The 19,122-nt window shown below is 71.3% G+C and carries 16 protein-coding genes; all 16 read left to right on the top strand.

Going from position 1 to position 19,122, the window contains the following annotated elements:
* Positions 1-8: 8 nt before the first annotated feature.
* On the top strand, positions 9-518 hold the full coding sequence (locus OV287_RS29940; RefSeq protein WP_267537461.1) for a phage tail protein: 510 nt from the start codon (positions 9-11) through the stop codon (positions 516-518).
* Entirely contained in the window at positions 519-1,295 is a 777-nt protein-coding gene (locus OV287_RS29945) for a hypothetical protein (protein WP_267537462.1), read from the top strand.
* A 1-nt stretch (position 1,296) separates the two neighbouring features.
* Positions 1,297-2,196: a hypothetical protein gene (locus OV287_RS29950; RefSeq protein ID WP_267537463.1), complete on the top strand. Its 900-nt coding sequence runs from the start codon at positions 1,297-1,299 to the stop codon at positions 2,194-2,196.
* Between the two features lie 4 nt (positions 2,197-2,200).
* On the top strand, positions 2,201-2,440 hold the full coding sequence (locus OV287_RS29955; RefSeq protein ID WP_267537464.1) for a hypothetical protein: 240 nt from the start codon (positions 2,201-2,203) through the stop codon (positions 2,438-2,440).
* 19 nt (positions 2,441-2,459) lie between these two features.
* Positions 2,460-3,176: a hypothetical protein gene (locus OV287_RS29960; protein WP_267537465.1), complete on the top strand. Its 717-nt coding sequence runs from the start codon at positions 2,460-2,462 to the stop codon at positions 3,174-3,176.
* Between the two features lie 11 nt (positions 3,177-3,187).
* Positions 3,188-3,463 (top strand): hypothetical protein, encoded by a 276-nt coding sequence (locus OV287_RS29965; protein WP_267537466.1) that lies wholly within the window; start codon positions 3,188-3,190, stop codon positions 3,461-3,463.
* 3 nt (positions 3,464-3,466) lie between these two features.
* A complete protein-coding gene (locus tag OV287_RS29970) occupies positions 3,467-4,591 on the top strand; it encodes a phage late control D family protein (RefSeq protein ID WP_267537467.1) in 1,125 nt (374 codons plus the stop codon).
* A gap of 1 nt (position 4,592) precedes the next feature.
* Entirely contained in the window at positions 4,593-5,105 is a 513-nt protein-coding gene (locus OV287_RS29975; RefSeq protein WP_267537468.1) for a phage baseplate assembly protein V, read from the top strand.
* Positions 5,105-5,434: a hypothetical protein gene (locus OV287_RS29980; protein WP_267537469.1), complete on the top strand. Its 330-nt coding sequence runs from the start codon at positions 5,105-5,107 to the stop codon at positions 5,432-5,434. Before OV287_RS29975 ends, OV287_RS29980 begins: the two co-directional genes overlap by 1 nt.
* A gap of 8 nt (positions 5,435-5,442) precedes the next feature.
* Positions 5,443-5,826 carry a GPW/gp25 family protein gene (locus OV287_RS29985; RefSeq protein ID WP_267537470.1) on the top strand — a complete coding sequence of 128 codons (384 nt, stop codon included), beginning with the start codon at positions 5,443-5,445 and terminating at the stop codon, positions 5,824-5,826.
* Entirely contained in the window at positions 5,823-8,177 is a 2,355-nt protein-coding gene (locus OV287_RS29990; RefSeq protein ID WP_267537471.1) for a baseplate J/gp47 family protein, read from the top strand. The genes OV287_RS29985 and OV287_RS29990 overlap by 4 nt, the downstream gene beginning before the upstream one ends.
* Positions 8,174-10,549, top strand: coding sequence for a baseplate J/gp47 family protein (locus OV287_RS29995; protein WP_267537472.1), 2,376 nt, complete (start codon positions 8,174-8,176; stop codon positions 10,547-10,549). The genes OV287_RS29990 and OV287_RS29995 overlap by 4 nt, the downstream gene beginning before the upstream one ends.
* Positions 10,539-12,680 carry a hypothetical protein gene (locus tag OV287_RS30000; protein WP_267537473.1) on the top strand — a complete coding sequence of 714 codons (2,142 nt, stop codon included), beginning with the start codon at positions 10,539-10,541 and terminating at the stop codon, positions 12,678-12,680. The genes OV287_RS29995 and OV287_RS30000 overlap by 11 nt, the downstream gene beginning before the upstream one ends.
* A gap of 63 nt (positions 12,681-12,743) precedes the next feature.
* Positions 12,744-15,896, top strand: coding sequence for a DUF6519 domain-containing protein (locus OV287_RS30005; protein ID WP_267537474.1), 3,153 nt, complete (start codon positions 12,744-12,746; stop codon positions 15,894-15,896).
* Positions 15,896-17,137, top strand: coding sequence for a Pvc16 family protein (locus OV287_RS30010; RefSeq protein WP_267537475.1), 1,242 nt, complete (start codon positions 15,896-15,898; stop codon positions 17,135-17,137). Before OV287_RS30005 ends, OV287_RS30010 begins: the two co-directional genes overlap by 1 nt.
* Positions 17,134-19,119 carry an ATP-binding protein gene (locus tag OV287_RS30015; protein ID WP_267537476.1) on the top strand — a complete coding sequence of 662 codons (1,986 nt, stop codon included), beginning with the start codon at positions 17,134-17,136 and terminating at the stop codon, positions 19,117-19,119. Before OV287_RS30010 ends, OV287_RS30015 begins: the two co-directional genes overlap by 4 nt.
* Positions 19,120-19,122 lie beyond the last annotated feature (3 nt).

Here is a 19,122-nt window from a genome sequence, read left to right on the forward strand (position 1 = left end):
GCCCTCCCATGAGCATGCCCTTCTCGGTGAACATGCAGCGCTTCGACCCGTACAAGAACTACCGCTTCCTCGTGTACTTCGGCGACGCCACCACGCCCGTGGCCGGCGTGAGCAAGGTGAGCGGGCTCAAGCGCTCCTCGGATCCCATCGAATACAAGGAGGGGGGCAACGCCCTCATCCTCAAGGGGCTGGGGCGCACCAAGTACGAGCCCATCACCCTCGAGCGCGGCGTGACGCACGACTCCACCTTCGAGGAGTGGGCCAACGCCGCCCAGGTGCTCGACAAGGGCGCGCCCTCCACCGCGCTGTCCAAGCTGCGGCGCAGGGTGCGCATCGAGCTGCTCAACGAGGCGGGCCAACCCGTGCACCGCTACCTCGTCCACGACTGCTGGGTGTCCGAATACCAGGCGCTCTCGGACCTGGACGGGGGCGGCAATGGCATCGCCATCGAGCACATCAAGCTCGAGCACCACGGCTGGGAGCACGACCTCAGCCTGACCGAGCCGAAGGAGAAATAGGTGCGCTTCCGCCTGCCGGTGAGCGGGCTGGCGGTCCGCCTGCGGCCACCCGCCGGAGCGGAGGATCTGCTGCTCGCGGAAGCCCGGAGCTTCGACGCGCAGCTGGCGCTCGAGCTGGTGGAGCGGCTCGGGCAGCGCGCCGAGGGCGGGCCCGTGGACTGGGCGGCGCTCCCCCTCACGGATCTCGACACCGTGCTGCTGCGGCTGCGGCAGGGACTCGTGGGGGACCAGGTCCGCGCCGACGTGGTGTGCGGTCCGGCGGGGTGCGGCGCCCGCGTCGACCTCGCCTTCCGCATCCGGGACTACCTCGCCCACCACGCGCCCCGGCCCGCCGAGGGACTGGAGGCCTCCGCCGAGCCCGGGTGGTACGCGCTCCAGGGCACCGCCGTGGCGTTCCGGCTCCCGTCCGGCGGGGACCAGCTCGCCATCGCCTTCCACCCCGAGGGCGAGGAGGAGCTGGCGCGGCGCTGCATCCGGCCGGCGGGCCTCGCGCCCCCGCTGCGCGAGCAGGTGGAAGCGGCGATGGAGGCCCTCGCGCCCAACCTCTGCAGCGAGCTGGAGGGGCCGTGCCCCGAGTGCGGCGCCACGGTGCGCTCGCTGTTCGATCCCCAGCGCTACGTGCTCCAGGAACTGCGCGCCCAGGCGACACGCGTCTACGAGGAGATCCACCTGCTCGCACACAGCTACCACTGGACGGAGGAGACCATCCTCGCCCTCCCCCGCCACCGGCGTGGCCTGTACGCCGAGCACATCCGTCAGGAGAGGTCAGGGAGCTGATATGCCACCACGCTCCTATCTCGGTGCCATCGCCCAACGCGCCCGCGCCGATGCGCCCGCGCTCCAGCCACCGCGCATGCCCGGAGACGGGGGCCTCCAGCCCCCCGTGGAGCTCCCAGTGGACGCGCCGGCCGAGGCCGCCCGGGCATTCACCCCGCCAGGCCCGGCCCCCGAGGCCCCCCTCCAGCGGACGGAGGTCGCGCCAGCCCCCGTGGCGAGGCCTCCCGCTCCCGTTGCCACCCAGGCGCCTCCCTCCCGGCCGCCAACGGCCCGCGGGCGCTCGCCTTCGTTCGAGGCACTTCCGGAGAGCCCAGCGCCCATGCACCCGGCGCGTGCGGCACCCGCTCCTTCCTCCGAGGCTCCGGAGCGGACCGGGCCCGTGCGCCCCCCTGCCTCGCCGCTCGTGTCTCCCGCCGCCCGGAGCGAGCGCCTGGAGCAGGCGTCTCCGAGCGTTCCGGCTCGTATCGAGCCCCCGGCGCCTTCCGGGGAAGCCGTCCCCATGATGGCCGCGCTGGAGACCGCGCTGCGGTGGGTCACCTCGCCCGAGCCCGCCTCGTCCCGGAGCGCCTCGTCCCGGAGCGCCTCGTCCCGGAGCGCTTCGTCCCGGAGCGCTTCGTCCCGGAGCGCTTCCATGGAGGACACGCGCCACCCGCCCCCGTTCCTGACGCCCCAGGTGACCCCGCCCTCGCCCACCGGGGAGCGCCCGGCGGTGTCCCCGACTCCCTCCAGCGCCCCGGCCTCGGAGCCGTCGCGCTCAGTCCACATCGGCTCCCTCGAGGTCCGGCTCGAACCGCCCCCGAGCACCCCCCAGCGTCCCGCTCCGGCGCCTCCGGCCGCGCCGGGCCCCCGGGCTCCACTGGCGCGCGGTTTCACCTCGTCCTTCGGCCTGAAGCAGGAGTGAGCACGTGAGCGAGCTCATCATCGATCGGCTGGCCTTGAAGCTCTCCGGACTCAACGAGTCCCAGGGACGCCAACTGGCGCGGCTCCTCTCCGAGGGGTTCGCGGCGGCCTCCCTCCCCGAGGGCGCCTCGGCCTCCACGGACAGGCTCCAGGTGGACGTGCGAGCCAGACCGGGCGAGCCGCTCGAGGCGCTGTCGGAGCGGATCGTGGCCCAGGTGTTGAGGGATTTGCAGCGGACGGTGTGAACCGGAGGGAGCCCCCGCCATGCCTGGAACGTTCATGAAGGGCGCGCTGATCGAGTTCATGCCCACCCTGCTCATCCCGCTGCCCAACGTCATCATCTTCCAGTTCAACCCCGAGACCATCCGCCACGTGTGGACGCAGCCCGAGGCCGCCGCGAGCGCGGGACAGGGGCGCAACCAGAATCCGCTCGCGGTGCGCGGCATGCCCGGCGAGTCGTTCTCCTTCTCGCTGGTGATGGACGCCAATGATCAGATCGCCGAGGGCAATCCCCTCGCCAAGGTCTCGGGCATCGCCTCGCGGCTCGCGGCGCTGGAGATGCTCCTGTACCCCACGAGGGCCTTCGGCGGTGGGCTGCTGGGCTCGGTGTCCGTCTCCGTGTCCGCGGGGGGCATCAGCGCCTCGCTGGGTGGGTCGGCCTCCGCGGGCGTGAAGCGCGACGTGCCCCAGTCCGAGGTACCCACCGTGCTCTTCGTCTGGGGGCCGGGACGCATCGTGCCCGTGCGCGTGACGGGGCTCAGCATCGAGGAGAAGCTCTACGACGGGCTGCTCAACCCCACCCACGCCGAGGCCCAGCTCGACCTGCGCGTCCTCACTCCCGAGGAGCTCGCCCGGGTGAGCGGCCCGCTCAAGGACGTGGCCAAGGCCGCGTACACGTACTCGCAGGTGCTCCGTCAGGGGCTCGCCGTCGCCAACCTCGCCAACTCCGTCGAATCCATCGTGGGGATGCTCCCCCTCTGAGGAGATGTGCCATGTTCTTCCCCGGCAGCCGCTACGCGCAACAGCAGACGTACACCGTGACGAAGCCGGACGGCACCCAGGTGACGGCCGTGCGCCTGCCGCTGCCCCGCCCGGGGCGGCTGCTCGGCTTCCACCGCCGCGTCGAGGGCCAGCGGTTGGATCTGCTCGCCCACCACTTCCTCAAGGACGCCACCGGCTTCTGGCGGCTGTGCGACGCGAGCGACACGCCGTCCCCGGATGCCCTCGCCTCGCGCGACCAGGTGGGCATCCCGGACCGGGAGCGCTGAGGGATGGCGAGCACGTACCAGCTCCTGGTGGATGGCACCCCGGTGGAGGCCGGTCTGTACGAAGCGCTCGGCTCCATCGAGGTGGAGGAGAACGCCGAGCTGCCCGGCGCCATCCAGCTCAACCTCCCGGTGAACCGCGACGAGGCGGGAGACCTGGCCTACGTCAGCGACCCGCTCTTCAAGCCCTACGCCAACCTCGCCGTGGTGGTGGAGGTGGAGGACCGTCCCGCCGAGTGCATCTTCGATGGCTACGTGCTCTCCCACAAACTGCACCTGCAACGGGGCACGGTGGCGTCCACGCTCCAGGTGTGGGGCCAGGACGCCTCGTGGCTGATGAACCTGGAGGAGAAGGCGCGCGAGTGGGTGGACGTGACGGACGCGGCGGTGGCCAGCGCCATCTTCGGCGAGTACGGCATCCAGCCCGCGCCGGACAACGACGCGGACGACTCCGCGACCCATACGGAGAGCGGCCATACGCTGATGCAGCGGGCCACGGACATCCAGTTCCTGCGCCAGCTCGCGCGCCGGGGCGGGAAGCTGTGCCGCGTGGTGTGCACCCAGCAGGCCGGCCAGCGCACCGGCTACTTCGCCCGGCCGGACCTCTCCGCCGAGCCCGCCGTGGTGCTGCCCCTCAATGATCCGGAGCAGGAGCTGGTGACGGCGCTGGACTTCGAGTGGGACGTGAGCCGTCCGAGCGAGGTGACCACCCGCCAGGCGCTCTTCCAGGATCCGTCCGAGGACGGAGTGAGCGGAGACACCGCGGACTCGGGGCTGGAGCCGCTCGACGAGCGAGGGCTCGCGAGCTTCGCCGGCAGGCCGATGAAGGTGATGCTGACGGCGTCCGTGGACGACGCGGGCGAGTTGCAGCAGCGCGCCCGGGCACTGCTCCGCGAGTCCGGCTTCTTCGCGCGCTGCACCGGCGAGGTGGACGTGGCCGCGCTCAAGGCCGTGCTCCGCGTGGGCACCGTGGTTCAAATCGAAGGGGCGGGCAGCCTCCACTCCGGCAAGTACCTGGTGTGGAGCGTGCGGCACACGCTCACCGCGGACTCCCACCGCATGGGCTTCGTGCTGGTCCGCAACGCGGTGGGGCCCCAGCCCTCCGGCGGCGGTGGCGGAGGGCTCTTCTGACATGAACGAGCAAGCCATCCTGGAGGTCCTCGAGCGGTTGCGCGGCCGGTTCTACGGCAAGTACCGGGGCGTGGTAACGGAAGTGGAGGAAGGCGGCCGGGGCCGCATCAAGGCCAAGGTGCCGGCGGTGCTCGCCGAGCAGCAGACGGGCTGGTGCGATCCGTGCGTGCCCTATGCCGGCAAGGACGTGGGCTTCGCCTTCCTCCCCGAGCCCGGCTCCGGCGTGTGGATCGAGTTCGAGGGAGGTGACGTCTCCCATCCCATCTGGACGGGCTGTTACTGGCGCGAGGACGAGCTGCCCTCGGACGTCGCGCCCGCGAAGAAGCTCATCCGCACCGTCAAGGGGCTCCAGCTCCTCCTCGACGATGACGGCGAGTCCATCACCCTCTCGGACGCGCAAGGCAACACCGTCACCCTGGACTCCTCGGGCATCACGCTCGTGCGCGGCGGGCAGAAGCTCGAGGTCACCGACTCGAACGTCTCCGTCAACAGCGGCGCGCTGGAGGTGAAGTGATGGGCGCGCTCCTCAATACCTCGAGCACCCTGCAGTGCCCGCACGGTGGGCAGGTGCAGGTCATGTCGTCCAACACCCGGGCAAAGGCGGGCGGGAGCTTCCTGGTGCGCGCGTCAGACACCTTCACCATCGCCGGCTGCGTCTTCGCACCGGGAGGCGTCCCACACCCGTGCATGAGCGTGAAGTGGGTTTCGACGGCCCTGCGAGGCACGGTGCTGGGCGACGCCCTGCTCACCATGGACAGCGTGGGGCTGTGCCTCGCGGCGGACAACGCCCCCCAGGGCACCGTGCTCATCCTCTCCACCCAGCAGCGCGCCAGCGGAACCTGAGGCTTCCCATGAAGCGAGCCGACTACGCGTTCCCCTTCCGCATCGACCCCTCCTCGCGCCAGGGCGCGCAGGCCCGGAGCTACGAGGCGCACGTCGCGCAGATGATCCGCCAGGTGCTCCTCACCAGCCCCGGCGAGCGCGCCGATCTGCCCGAGTTCGGCTGCGGCCTGCGCCGGCTCCTCTTCGCACCCAACTCCGAGCCGCTCGTGGCCTCCGTGCGGCTCCTGGTGCGCCAGTCGCTCGACCGCTGGCTGGCCGGACAGATAGAGGTCCGCGACGTGGTGGTGGCCTCGCCCCAGGACGTGCCCGAGGAGAACCAGATCCTCGTGCGCATCGAGTACGTGCTGGTGGAGACGCGCACCACTCAACAGCTGGAGGTGCGGGTGACATGAACACGCCCGGAGACCGCCGCCAGGCCCTGCGCCAGAGCACGACGCTCAACGGCATCGACTTCATCCGCGTCGACGCGACGCAGACGAAGCTCGAGGTCCATTTCCTCAACCCGGTGCCGGGCAGGAACCAGCTCCGCTCCACGGTGAAGGACCCGCGCATCAGCGGCGGGGACGCCATTCCCACCGTGCCCGTGCGGCCCATCACCGACGCGGACTGGAGCCAGAATCCGGGCGAGCCCCCGGTACTCACCTTGCGCGTGCCCGCCCCGGGGGACTTCTCGCAATACACCCTGAGCCTCGGCGGCGAGCTGCTCGATCCGTTCTTCTCTCGCGCCACGTTCTCCTTCAAGGCCAACTGCGACTCGCGGCTCGACTGCGAGCAGCCGCCCGAGGAGTGCGCGCTGGAGCTGCCTCCGCCGCCCCCCATCGACTACCTCGCCAAGGACTTCGCCAGCTTCCGCAAGGCGCTCTCCGACTTCTCCGCCCAGCGCCATCCCGAGTGGCAGGAGCGCTCGGAGGCCGACTTCGGCGTGATGTTCCTGGAGTCGCTGAGCAGCCTCGCGGACGACCTCAGCTATCTGCAGGACCGGATCGCCGCCGAGGCCTCGCTCGACACCGCCACCCAGCGCCGCAGCCTCGTGCGGCATGCCCGCCTCGTGGACTACGAGCCCCGGCCCATCATGACCGCCCAGGCCTGGCTCTGGCTCGAGGTGACGAAGAGCGGTCCCCTGCCCGCCGGCCTGCCCGTGAGCGCGCTCGGCCCGGATGGGGAGAGGATCGACTTCGAGACGGGACGGGGCCTGGCGGACACCCAGACGTATCCCGTCGACCCCCGATGGAACCCGGGCAAGCTCGAGCCGTACGCCTGGGACGACAGCGAGCGATGCCTGCCCGCTGGCGCCACGGAGCTGTGGCTCCAGGGGGACGGGCTGGGCCTGTTCGCGGAGCAGTGGCTGCTGATCGACACCGAGCCCAGGACGGGTGGCAACGAGTCCATCCGCGCGCTCGTGCGGCTCACGGAGATCCAGGAAGGGAGCGATCCCCTCTTCGGCGACACGAAGCTGACCCGCGTCTCCTGGAGGGCCGAGGACGCACTGGCTCGCGACCACGATCTCACCCGCACCCACGTCCGCGGCAACCTCGTCCCCGTGACGCAGGGCCGCCGCTTCCGCGAGTCCTTCATCGTGGAGGGAGCGCCCTCGGGAGAGCGGCAGTCGGCGCTCGTGCGCACCGGCCTCAACGGCACGCCGCAGGTCCTCTTCCCCCTGGCCCAGGCCCCGCTCGCGTGGCACCCGTCCTCGGAGGACGCCGACAGCCCCGCCCAGCCGGAGCTCTCGGTGGTCCGGCAGGACGAGGATCCTCCCGAGCCCTGGTCGTGGCAGCGGAGCCTGCTCGATGCCGGCAGCTTCGAGACGGTCTTCACGGTGGACCCCATCCGCTACCGCCCCGTGGGCCTCCGCCACCCGGACGGGACCGTCTCCATGGACTACGACGGGGACGGGGAGACGCTGCGCTTCGGGGACGGCGTCTTCGGCGAGATGCCCGACGAGGGCGCCGTCTTCGAGGTGACGTACCGGACCAGCGTGGGCGCCGCGGGCAACGTGGCCGCCGACTCCATCACCCTCGTCGACCCGAATGGTCCGCTGGGCGAGTGGGCGACGCAAGCGGGCAACCCCTTCCCAGCCGAGGGAGGCGCGGACGCCGAGAGCGCCGAGTCCGTGAGGCGGCTCGCCCCCGAGGCCTTCCGGGCCCGGCGGCTCAATGCCGTGCGCCCGGAGGACTACGACGCCGCGGCCGAGTCCCTGCCCTGGGTCCAGCGCGCCGGCACCGTCGCCCGCTACACGGGGAGCTGGCACACCGTCTTCACCGCGGTGGACCCCCTGGGCTCCGAGGTCCTGGCCCCCGAGCAGCACCTGGAACTGGCGATCCTGCTCGGCCGGCGCCGGATCGCCGGTCACGAGGTCTACACCTCCGCGCCCCGTTACGTCTCGCTCGACCTGGAGGTGTTCGTCTGCGCCCGGCCGGAGGCCTTCCAGGGCGACGTCGAGGAGGCCGTGCTCGAGGTGCTGAGCGACAAGCGGCTCCGCAACGGAAGGACGGGCTTCTTCCACGTGGACCGCTTCAGCTTCGGCACGCCCCTGGAGCGCAGCGTGCTCGAGAAGGAGATCCAGCTCGCGCACGGCGTGGCCGGAGTCCGGGACGTCCGCTACCGCCGCAGGGGCTTCACCGCCGGGCTCGTCGCCCTGCCCGAGACGCTCACCGTGGGCACCGACGAAATCCTCCGGGTGGACAACAACCCGAGCCGGCCCGAGCGCGGCTCCATCAAGGTCATCGTCGAGGGGGGCAAATGAGTCAGGAGCCCATCTGCCCGTGCGAGGAGCTCATCCACCCTCGCCGCCTCTTCAACCCGCCGGGGCGCGACACCCTGCTCTACCGCGTGGGGGAGTTCGCCACCTTCCGCGAGGCGCTGCTCCAGGCCCGTCCCGGAGAAGTGGAGCTCGCCGGCTGGCGCCCGAGTGCTCGGGGAGACCTGGCACTCCAGCTGCTCGAGTGGTGGGCCTACCTGGCGGACCTCCTCACCTTCTACAACGAGCGCATCGTCCATGACGCGTACCTGCGCACCGCCGCCAGCCCCGGCACCGTGGAGCGCCTGGTGCGCGTGCTGGGGTACCGCCCACGTCCCGGGCTCGGGGCCACGGGGTTGATCGCGGCGCTGAGCAGTTCCCGGACACCTCTCACGCTGCCGCGGGGGCTCGCCATTCAGAGCAAGCCCGGCCCCGGCGAGAAGCCCGAGATCTTCGAGCTGGACGAGGACACCCTGGTCGACCCGTCGGGCTCGCTGGCCGCGGAGGTGGTGGTCCCCACGAACCTCGTCGACAGGACGGACGTGCTGCTCCGAGGCACCGTCTCCACCCTCCGCGTGGGCGAGCAGTTGTTGCTCGTGGCCAGGGACTGGGCGGCCACCTCCACCGGCTATCAGGTGGTGACCGTGGCGAAGGTCTCCCGCGAGAAGGACTCGCGCGGCGGAGCCGTGACTCGCGTCATCCTCGGCAAGCCCATCACGGCGGAGCTCCTTCCGCCGGGAGCCACCACGGCTCCGGCCACGAGCTACCGCCTGTTGAGGGCCGGGCAGACCGCGCTGCGCTTCCCCTTCGATACGTCGCTCTCGAAGCCGGGGGTGATCCACCTGGAGTCCATCTTCCGGAACATCCTGCCCGGCGATTGGCTCCTGTTGTCCAACGAGCCGCTCCAGCTCGCCCGGGTGAAGACGAACTCGGAAGAGATCACCTTCGTCCCCAAGTCCCCTCCCACGGGGACGCTCCCCATCCCCATCCCGCACACGGTGCTCACGTTCGAGCTGGCCACACTCGCGGCGCCCCCCGTGGTGAGCTTCGCCTGGCAGGAGGTGGGCGAGCTCGTCGACGAGCCCCCGAAATCCGTGCTGGCCTCGGGCCTCGAGCTGGCGCTCGAAGGACCCCTGCCCCTCCCCGAGGGCGCCACCGGCCGCCACGTCCTCCTGGAGGACAGCACCGGCCAGGGAACCCGGGGCCTCGCCACCCCCATCGGAGACGCGGCGACGCACCATGTCCTCATCTCCGAGGCCGACCCACCCACCGTGCTCACTCCGCCCCTGCGACTGCTCCACAACCTGCTCCCCGTGTCCCGAGGCGCCACGGTGGCCGGCGAGGTGCTGGGCAGCGGAGACAGCAGCCTCGCGGGCCAGAGCTTCGTGCTCCAGAAGTCGCCCCTCACCTACCTCGGCGAGGGCGCGGGCTACCGAAGCACGCTGATCATCCGGGTGGACGGCATCGAATGGAAGGAGGTGCCGAGCTTCCACGGCCAGGCGCCCGACGCGCGCATCTTCGTCACGCGCGAGGACGAGGAGCAGAAGACCCGGGTCCTCTTCGGAGACGGCGTCCGCGGGGCACGGCTCCCGACGGGCGTGGAGAACGTGGTGGCCTCCTACCGCCACGGCAGTGGCGCCGATGCGCCCGAGGCCGGAACGCTCTCCGTGCTCCTGCAGCCGCGCCCGGGGCTCCAGTCGGTGCGCAACCCGGTGCCCGTGACGGGAGGCGCGGATCCGGATCCCGCCTCGAAGCTGAAGCAGCTCGCGCCCCGCTCGGTGCTCACCTTCGGCCGGGCCATCTCGGCGGGTGACTACGAGGCGCTCGCCCTGGACTCGCCTTCGGTGAACCGCGCGCGGGCGTACTGGACCCTCGACGCGCAGCAGCAACGGCCCCTGCTCCGGCTGTACGTCGGGGACACCCTGGAGGCGAAGAAGTCGGCGGAGACCTCGCTCCGCGCCGCGTCCGATCCCCAGCGCCGCGTCGAGGTGCTGCTCGCCCAGGAGAAGCCCGTCCGGCTCACGCTCGAGGTGGTGATGGATCCCCGCTTCGACAAGGAGGACGTGGAGGAAGGCGTGCGCCTCGCGCTCCTGGACCCCGAGACGGGTCTCTTCGGCGTGAAGACCGCCCGGATCGGAACCACCGTCTATGACAGCCAGATCTACGAGGCCTGCCTGCGAGTCCCCGGCACGCTGGCGGTGCACGAGCTGCGCTTCGTGCTCCTGGTCCCTTCGAAGGGGGATGATGGCAAGACCCCCCTCCAGGAGCAGCTCGAGGACAGGCCAGACCACTCGCCGGGAGAGGGCGGGTTCTACGTCGTCCTCGAGGAGCAGGACCTCACGCTGAACGTGAAGGAGGCCGCGCCCCATGAGTCATGACGCGGACCGCTACGAGGCCTATTACGCGCAGAAGCTCTGGCAACTGCTGCCGGAGCTCTACCGCGCGGAGGACTCTCCCGAGCTGGACCGGAAGGGGCCCCTGCGCGAGCTGGTGGAGCGCATCGGCGCGCAGGCGGCGATCGTCCGGCGCAGCATCGATCGGCTCTGGGAGGACCAGTCCATCGAGACGTGCGACGACTGGGTCATCGCCTACATGGCGGACCTCCTGGCCACGAACCTCGTGCCGGGGCTCGATGCCCGGGGACAGCGGCGGGACGTGGCGAAGACGATCTACTACCGGCGCCGCAAGGGCACCGTCCCGCAGCTGGAGGAGCTGGCCGCCGACCTCACGGGCTGGGACGTGCGGGGGGTGGAGCTCTTCCGCCGCCTGGGCCGGACCCGCCACCGGCTCGACCCGGAGGTGGGGGGCCCCCACATGGAGCCAGCGCTCCGGGTGGCGCAGGGGCTCTCGGGGCAGCTCACCCGGACCGCCATCGGCGGCACCGCGGACCTGCGCTCGCACTCCGGAGCGCGCCTGGCCCACACCGCCTTCGACGAATTCTTCCACACCGCCGAGGTCCGCAGGGGCCAGGGACAGACGGGCTGGTATGGCATTCCGCGCCTCGGCGTCTTCCTCTGGCGCTTGCAGAGCGTGCCGCTCGAGGGCGTGACGCCCGTGCGCGACGCGACCTGCGAGAACCAATTCACGTTCGACCCGACCGGCCGGGACATCCCCCTCTTCGCGGCCTCCGCGCGGGTCTACGGAGACCAGGCCTCCCCTCCCGCCGAGCACCAGTTCCCCGCCCCCATCAGCGGCCCCCTCCTCCAGACGGCCTTCGCGGAGCTCTACGCGGCGGCGTCCACCCTGGAAGCCGGCGCGGTGGTGGACCACTCGCTCGGCATCTACCGCCGCGCCCCGACGGGCTTCGAGCACCAGCTGGTGGAGTACGACCCCGCGAATCCCCAGCTCACCGCCGATCCCCGGCGGCCCAAGCCCGACTACCTCCTCCTGCCCGAGCGCGGACGCTTCCTGCGGCGCAACGCGGAGGCCACCGAGGACTTCCGCGTCAACTACCACGCGGGTTTCTCCTCGGGCATCGGCGCGGGCGGGTACGACCGGCGGCAGCCCGGCAAGCTGACGGGAGCCCTCGACGAGCCACTCGGCCTGGTCTCGGCGGGCGGCGACACGCTGGCCCTGGCGCTCGGCACCGGCCCGCTCTCCGGGACGGTGCTCATCGGGGACTCGCTCACGTATACGAGCGGCTTCGACGTGGGGGTGGGGCCGGGCCCCTTCACCCTGCGCGCGGAGAACCACCAGCGCCCCGTGCTGCGGCAGCAGCAGCGCCCGCCTGGCGCGCCCGCCTCCGACTGGACCTTCACCGGAAGCACCACCCCGGAGGGAGCGGAGAGCGAGCTCTTCCTCGACGGTCTCTTCTTCTGCGGCGACGACGTGGTGCTGACGGGCACGTTCGGCCGGGTGGTGCTCACCACCTGCACCCTGGACCCGGGGAACCCGCCGGACGACGGCAGTGAGCCGCCGCGGGCGGCGGATGGCAAGCCGCTCGTCCCGTGCCGCCTGCGCATCCGCGGACAGGTGCGCGAGCTGGAGGTGGACCGGTGCATCCTGGGTCCCATCCGCACGGAAGGCACGGGCACGCTCGAACGCCTCACCCTCGTGGACAGCATCCTCCAGGCGCCCCCCGGGGAGCCGGCCCTGAACCTGAGCGGCACGGACGTGAGGATGACGCGCTGCACGCTGCTGGGCCGGGCGTCGGTGCACCGCTTCGACGCGGACACCTGCATCCTCCACGACGTGGTCACCGTGATGGACAACCAACACGGCTGCGTGCGCTTCAGCGCCTGGGCCACGGGCAGCACGCTGCCCCGGCGCTACGAGTCGGTGGAGTTCGCCCCCCGGCGCTCGCTCTTCGCCTCGCGGGCGTTCGGCCGGCCGGACTACGCGCAGCTGCTCCTCACCGCGCCCACCTCCGTCAGCGAGGGCGCCGAGGACGGCTCGGAGATGGGGGCCTTCTGCCGGGAGAAGTACGCGCTCAAGGCGCGCGCCCTCCGCATCAAGTTCGACGAGTACATGCCGATCGGGCTCAGCCCGGTCTGGGTCTACGTGACGTAGCACCCGGAGATCGGCCCACGGAAAGCAAGCACCTCCGCCCGGCCGGGCAACGAGGGAGAGCACATGGGCAGTGACAGAGCACGGAACACCTACGATGCGCAGCAGCGCTACCGGTCCGTCGTCGCCCAGCAGGGCCGGGTCGTCATCGAGGCCGACCTGAACGAGGCGCAGGAGCTCGCCGCCGAAGAGCAGCGTGCCGAGGCATTGGACTTCGTGGGTCCGCAGGGCACCCCGGATGACGGCTATGCGGTGCGCTTCGACGACGTGCCCGTCAGCAAGCTGCCGCTCAACTTCAGGGTGAGCCCCGGGACGATGTACGTGGGCGGACTGCGGGTGACGCGGCCCGACACCCTGCCCCCCTTCGACACCACCTTCTGGGGCCAGCAGCACACCGAGTGGGTGGACGGGCCCGTGTTCGAACCACCCGGCGACTCGGTCTCGCGCGAGCTCATCTACCTGCACCTGAGCGAGCGGGAGGTCAGCGCGGTGGAGGACGAGGCGCTGCGCGAGGTGGCGCTCGGAGGGCCGGACACCTCGCAGCGCACGCGCCTCACGCAGCACATCGTGCGGCTCGCGGTCTCAGAGAACACCACCACCTGCCAGGAAGCGCTCAACCAGGCGCGCCAGCAATGGGAGAACCAGGGGCTGGGGTTCGACCCGGACACGATGCGGCTGATGCCGACCGCCCAGCTCGAGGTGGGGCTCGTCCCTCCGGAGCCGGGGGGGGATTCCGCATGCGAGCCAGCCGCGCAGGCGGGCTACCTCGGCGCGGAGAACCAACTCATCCGCGTGCAGGTCTCCACCGCGGGCAAGCTGCTGTGGGGTTATGACAACGGCTCCCAGCTGTACCGCGTGGACCTGTTCGACAAGGGCCGGAAGGTGAAGCTGAGAACCCCCCCGGTCGATGACTTCCACTTCCCGAGGGAAGGCCAGATCGTGGAGGTCCTGCGTGCCGCGGTCCGGCTCGACAACGGGCAGCACACCGCCGCGCCCACGGGGCTCACCTTCAAGCTCGGGGCGGAGCCCTACGAGCCCAACGAGCGGCTCCTCACGCTGAGCACGGACGCCCTGCCGGACGTCTACCAGGACGCGGACAGCACGCCGGCCCTCTTCGTGCGCATCTGGGAGGACGAGCTGGACCCGGGCTTCGAGGCCCCCGTGCTCCTCGGACAGACGGGGCTGCGCGTGCGCACCGTCGAGGGCCTGCTCGTGGCCGGGGACTACTGGATGTTCGCGGTGCGCCCGAGCACTCCCCAGCAGCTCTACCCCGCGCGCTACCTCGAGGGCCCCCAGTTCCCGGACGGGCCGCGCCAGTGGGCCTGCCCCCTCGCGCTCGTCGAGTGGGACGACGGGGAGGGCAAGCTGCTCGCGGACTGCCGCCCGCCGTTCGACAACCTCGTCGAATTGACGGCGCGGGTGAAGGCGCTCGAGGAGCGGCCGGCGGGCGGCGGGTGCTGCAAGGTGACGGTGACGCCCGAGGTGCTCGCCCAGACGCGGCTCCAGGAGATCATCGACAAGATCGCGGAGGAAAACGGGGAGGCCCCCTTCACCGTCTGCTTCCAGCCTGGGCTCTACCCGCTCCAGGAGCCCCTGCGGATCGACTCGAGACACAACGGCCTCACGCTCGAAGGCTGCAAGGGCGCGGTGCTCACCCTGGAGGAGTCGCGACGAAACAGGTTCCTGGATGGGCTCATCGTCCTGGAGCAGGCGAGCCGCATCACCCTTCGCGGCCTGGGGTTCCGCCTCGTCCCCGTCCCCTTCACCGACGCGGAAGGAGCCACGCTCGCCTCACTGTCATTCGCGGAGCTCCAGTCGCGGGCCGATGATAAGCTCATCCTGTTCCTCAAGGGCCTCGCGGTGGGAATCGGCCTGCGGCTGGTGAGGGTCTCCCAGGTCACCGTCGAGGGCTGCCGGTTCGACGCCTCGGCCTTTGTCCAGGGCCCCTCCTTCTCGGCGGGCATCTTCGCCAACGATACCTGTATCGGCCTCGAGGTCCGGGACAACCAGTTCCTCGCCACCGAGACCCCCGCCCCGCAGGGTCAGGAGTGGCAGCGCATGAGCTTCGGCTTCCTGCACACGCCCTCGACCGTGTTCCAGCCCGCCACCCCGCCCCAGACCCCGCTCACCCGGGAGACGAAGATCCGGGGAGCGCTGGCACCGCCCCGGCTCGACGAGGCCCTCTTCCGGGACAATCAGTTCTCCAACCTCTCGGCGGCGATCTTCATCCAGGCGGATCCCGGCTCCGTGCGGCTGGAGTCCAACGAGGTCCGCAACGGCTACGCCGGCTTCTGGCTGATGACCCTGCACGCCTCGGCCTATGCCGGAGTGACGGACCCCAGCGAGGTCAACCTGAGGCGCCCGCTCGACGATCTCCGCGAGCTGCTGCCGAACTCCGACATGCTCGTGTTCATCTCCGGCTCCCCACCGGCTTTCGGGGAGTTCTACGAGGCGGGGCTCGCGCTGCTCACGGACCCGCTCGTCCTGGTGGCGAGCACCCTCGCACGAGGCTACCCGCTGCCGGCCCGCAGCAGGGGCTTGCTACAACTGGTGGACAGCGCCCTCGCCGGCTCGGATCTCAACCTCAACTCCGTGAGGAACCTGAGCCTGCTCGCCGCCCAGGCCGTGTCCTGGATGCCCCAGGTGCCCGACATCCCCTTCACCACCGCCGGAGACTTCAAGGACCAGGAGCCCCGTTTCGGGCCGCTGCATCGCATCCTCGCGGCCCTCGAGCAACAGACCTCGCCCGATCGCCCGCAGCAGGCGTCCATCCACGTGAGTGACAACACCGTCGAGACGGGCCGCGACAGCGCGCCCCTGTCCACGGCGGCCCTCACCGTGTGGGACGCGGAGAAGCTACCGCTCACCGGGCCCCTGCCCACGACGTTGCCCGTCTGGTCGCTCCTGGTGAGCAACAACCGGCTCCGCACCCGTTCCTTCCTGCAGCCAGCGGCGCGCATCCTCAACGTGGATCAGAGCACCGTCACGGGGAACATCATCCACAACCGGCCTCCGCCGACCGCCACCTCGGCGCCCACTCCGTGGAGCTTCTTCCTCGTTCCCATCAAGTTGCCCCGGACCATCGGGCTCTTCATCCTCGTCCCCGCCGCCACCGCCATCACCGGGAACGTCTTCCTCGGTCAGGCCGCGCTGCCCGAGCGCAGGGACTTCTTGAACCTTCCCTGGGCACAGCTCAACACCATCCGGTTCCTCTTCTGATGAGCAACCACCTCGCCATCGCCACCGTGACGGCGGCCCTCCGCGACCGGTTGACGGAGGAGCTCAAGGACTTCGTGTCCGGTGTGTCCGTGAGCACCGGACGCCCCCAGGCGCCGAGCAGCAGCGGTGGCACGCCCACCACCACCTCCGCGGGCGTCAACATCTTCCTGTACCAGGTGACGCCCAACGCGGCCCGCCGCAACGCGGACGCCCCCACCCGGAGCGCCAACGGTCAGCTCCTGCAGCGCCCCAAGGCCGCGCTCGACCTGCACTACCTGCTGAGCTTCTCCGGCGACGAGGCCACCCTCCGGCCCCAGATGCTGCTCGGGGCCGTCACGCAGCTGCTCCACTCGCGGCCCGAGCTCACCCGGGAGCAGATCCAACAGACGCTGCTCGACACGGATGATCCCGACCTCAAGCCCTCGGACCTCGCCGACGCCATCGACACGGTCCGGTTCACGCTTGTGACGCTGTCGGCGGACGAGCTCAACAGGCTCTGGTCGCTGTTCCAGACGCCCTATGTCCTCTCCGTGGCCTACCAGGCCAGCGTGGTGCTCATCGAGAGCCGCGACCTCACGCCCAGCCCGCTCCCGGTGACCAGGCCCGTCATCGCGGTGCTGCCGCTGCACCAACCGGTCATCGAGCGCGTCCTGTCCCAGGCGCCGGGCGCGGGCCAGCCCATCGTCGAGGGCCAGCCCATCCTCGTGGGGCACCGACTGGTGCTCCGCGGCCGGGAGCTGATGGGCGCGACTGCGGCGTCCACGTCCGTGAGGCTCGGCGACACCTCGCTCCCGCTGAGCGCGGATCCGCAGAGCGACACCCAGCTCACCGTGGTGCTGCCCGGCACGCTGCGGGCCGGGGTGCAGGCCGTGCAGGTGGTGCAGACGGTGGACCTGGGCGAGCCGCCCACGCCGCACCCGGGCGTGGAGTCGGGCCTGGCCACCTTCGTGCTGAGACCCAAGGCGGCCTTCTCGAAGTCGGGCGCGGACCTCCGGGTGGACCTCGAGCCGCCGGTGCGCAAGGGCCAGCGCGTCGTCCTGCTGTTGAACCGGCTCGGCGTCCCCGCGGGCACCGAGGCGGAGGCCTTCGGCGTCACGCGGACAGCGACGGCGGATGCGGCCTCGCTCACCTTCACCCTGCCCACCGTGGTGGCGGGGGACTACCTGCTGCGCGTGCAGGTGGATGGCGCCGAGAGCCCCGTCGATCTCGAGCTGGGCCAACCGCGGATGGCGCTCCCATGACGGCCCGGGACGAGGAGGACACCGCCCGAGTGACAGATGGCCCGGAGACGGATTGGACCGAGGCCAACCAGCGTTACCTGTCCGCGGCGCTCGCGCGGGTGCGCGTGAGGTTGGAGCGGCACGCGGCGAAGGAGCCTCGGGAGCCCGCGCCCGAGGAGGAACAGGCCCTCGAGGAAGCCGCCGCCGCGCTCCCGGCCCCGGCCGCGCTGGAGAGGCTCCGCACCCTCTTCCAGCTCTCCCCCTTCGAGCGCGACGTGCTGTTGCTGTGCGCCGGCATGGAGCTGGACGCCACCTTCGCCCCGCGCTGCGCCAGTGCCCAGGGAGACCCCCGGCGGCCCTGGCCCACCTTCGGCCTCGCGCTGGCCGCGTTGCCGGAGGCGCACTGGAGCGCCCTCTCTCCCAGCGCGCCCCTGCGCCGGTGGCGGCTCGTGGAGGTGGGGGCGGGAGACACCCTGACGGCGAGCCCCCTGCGCATCGACGAGCGCGTGCTGCACTACCTCGCCGGCCTGTCTCATCCAGATGAGCGGCTGGTGGGCGTGCTCGAGCCCCAACCGCCTCCGGACATGCTGGTGCCCTCGCACCAGACGTTGGCCCGGCGGATTCTCGTGCTCTGGGCCCAACCGCCAAAGGAGGGCTTCCCGGTGGTGCAGCTCTGCGGGCCCGAGGAGGCCGACACGCGAGCCATCGCCGCGGCGGCATGCACCGCGCAGGGCATGGACCTGTACCGGATACACGCGCGGGGACTGCCCTCGGGTCAGGACGAGATTCCCCTGGCCCGCCTCCTCTGGCGGGAGGCCGCGCTCAACGGGGGCGCCCTGCTGCTGGACTGTCATGGCCTGGAGCCGGGCGACACCGGGCACATGGGTGCGGTGCTCCGATTCATCGAACGCGCGCGAGGTCCGCTCCTCGTGAGTGGCCGCGAGCGCCTGCGGATTCCAGGCCGGGCGGTCTCCACCTTCGACGTGGCCCGGCCCACTCCTCTCGAGCAGCGCCAGCTGTGGAGCGAGGCCCTGGCCCCCGTGGCGTCCGCCTCGCCCGAGCTGATCGCGCGGCTCGTGACCCAGTTCGACCTGGTTGCACCGGCCATCCGGGACGCCAGTGCCGGGACCTGGGCATACGGGGGGGAGGAGGAGCTCGGCCGGGCGCTCTGGGAGGCCTGCCGCGCCCGCGCCCGCCCCCGCCTGGACGACCTGGCCCAGCGCCTCGAGCCGGCCGCCGTCTGGGATGACCTGGTACTGCCGGAGGTCCAGCAACAGGTGCTGCGCGATGTGCTCACCCACGTGCGGCACCGCTCGCGGGTGTACGAGACGTGGGGCTTCGCGTCCAAGGGAGCGCGAGGCCTGGGCATCAGCGCGATGTTCGCGGGCCCCAGCGGGACGGGGAAGACGCTGGCGGCGGAGGTGCTGGCGCACGAGCTACGGCTGGACCTGTACCGCATCGACCTGAGCCAGGTGGTCAGCAAGTACATCGGCGAGACGGAGAAGAACCTGCGGCGGGTCTTCGACGCGGCGGAGGAAGGCGGCGCCATCCTGCTGTTCGACGAGGCCGACGCGCTCTTCGGCAAGCGCGGCGAGGTCAGCAACAGCCATGACCGCTACGCCAACATCGAGGTCGGCTACCTGCTGCAGCGCATGGAGGCCTACCGGGGGCTGGCCATCCTCACCACCAACATGAAGAGCGCGTTGGATCCAGCCTTCCTGCGCCGCATCCGCTTCGTGGTGCAGTTCCCGTTTCCGGGCCCGGCGGAGCGGGCGGAGATCTGGCGGCGCATCTTCCCCCGTGACACCCCCACCGAGGGGCTGGACTACGCGAGGCTGGCGCGGCTGGACCTCGCGGGCGGCAACATCCGCAACATCGCCCTGAACGCGGCGTTCCTCGCGGCCGAGGAGGGCACGCCCGTGCGGATGCAGCACCTCTCACGCGCCGCGCGGAGCGAGCTGTCCAAGCTGGACAAGCCTCTGACCGGCGTCGGGTTCGACTGACGG

This window comes from Archangium lansingense, assembly GCF_026626635.1.
In the GTDB taxonomy this organism is placed as follows: domain Bacteria; phylum Myxococcota; class Myxococcia; order Myxococcales; family Myxococcaceae; genus Archangium; species Archangium lansingense.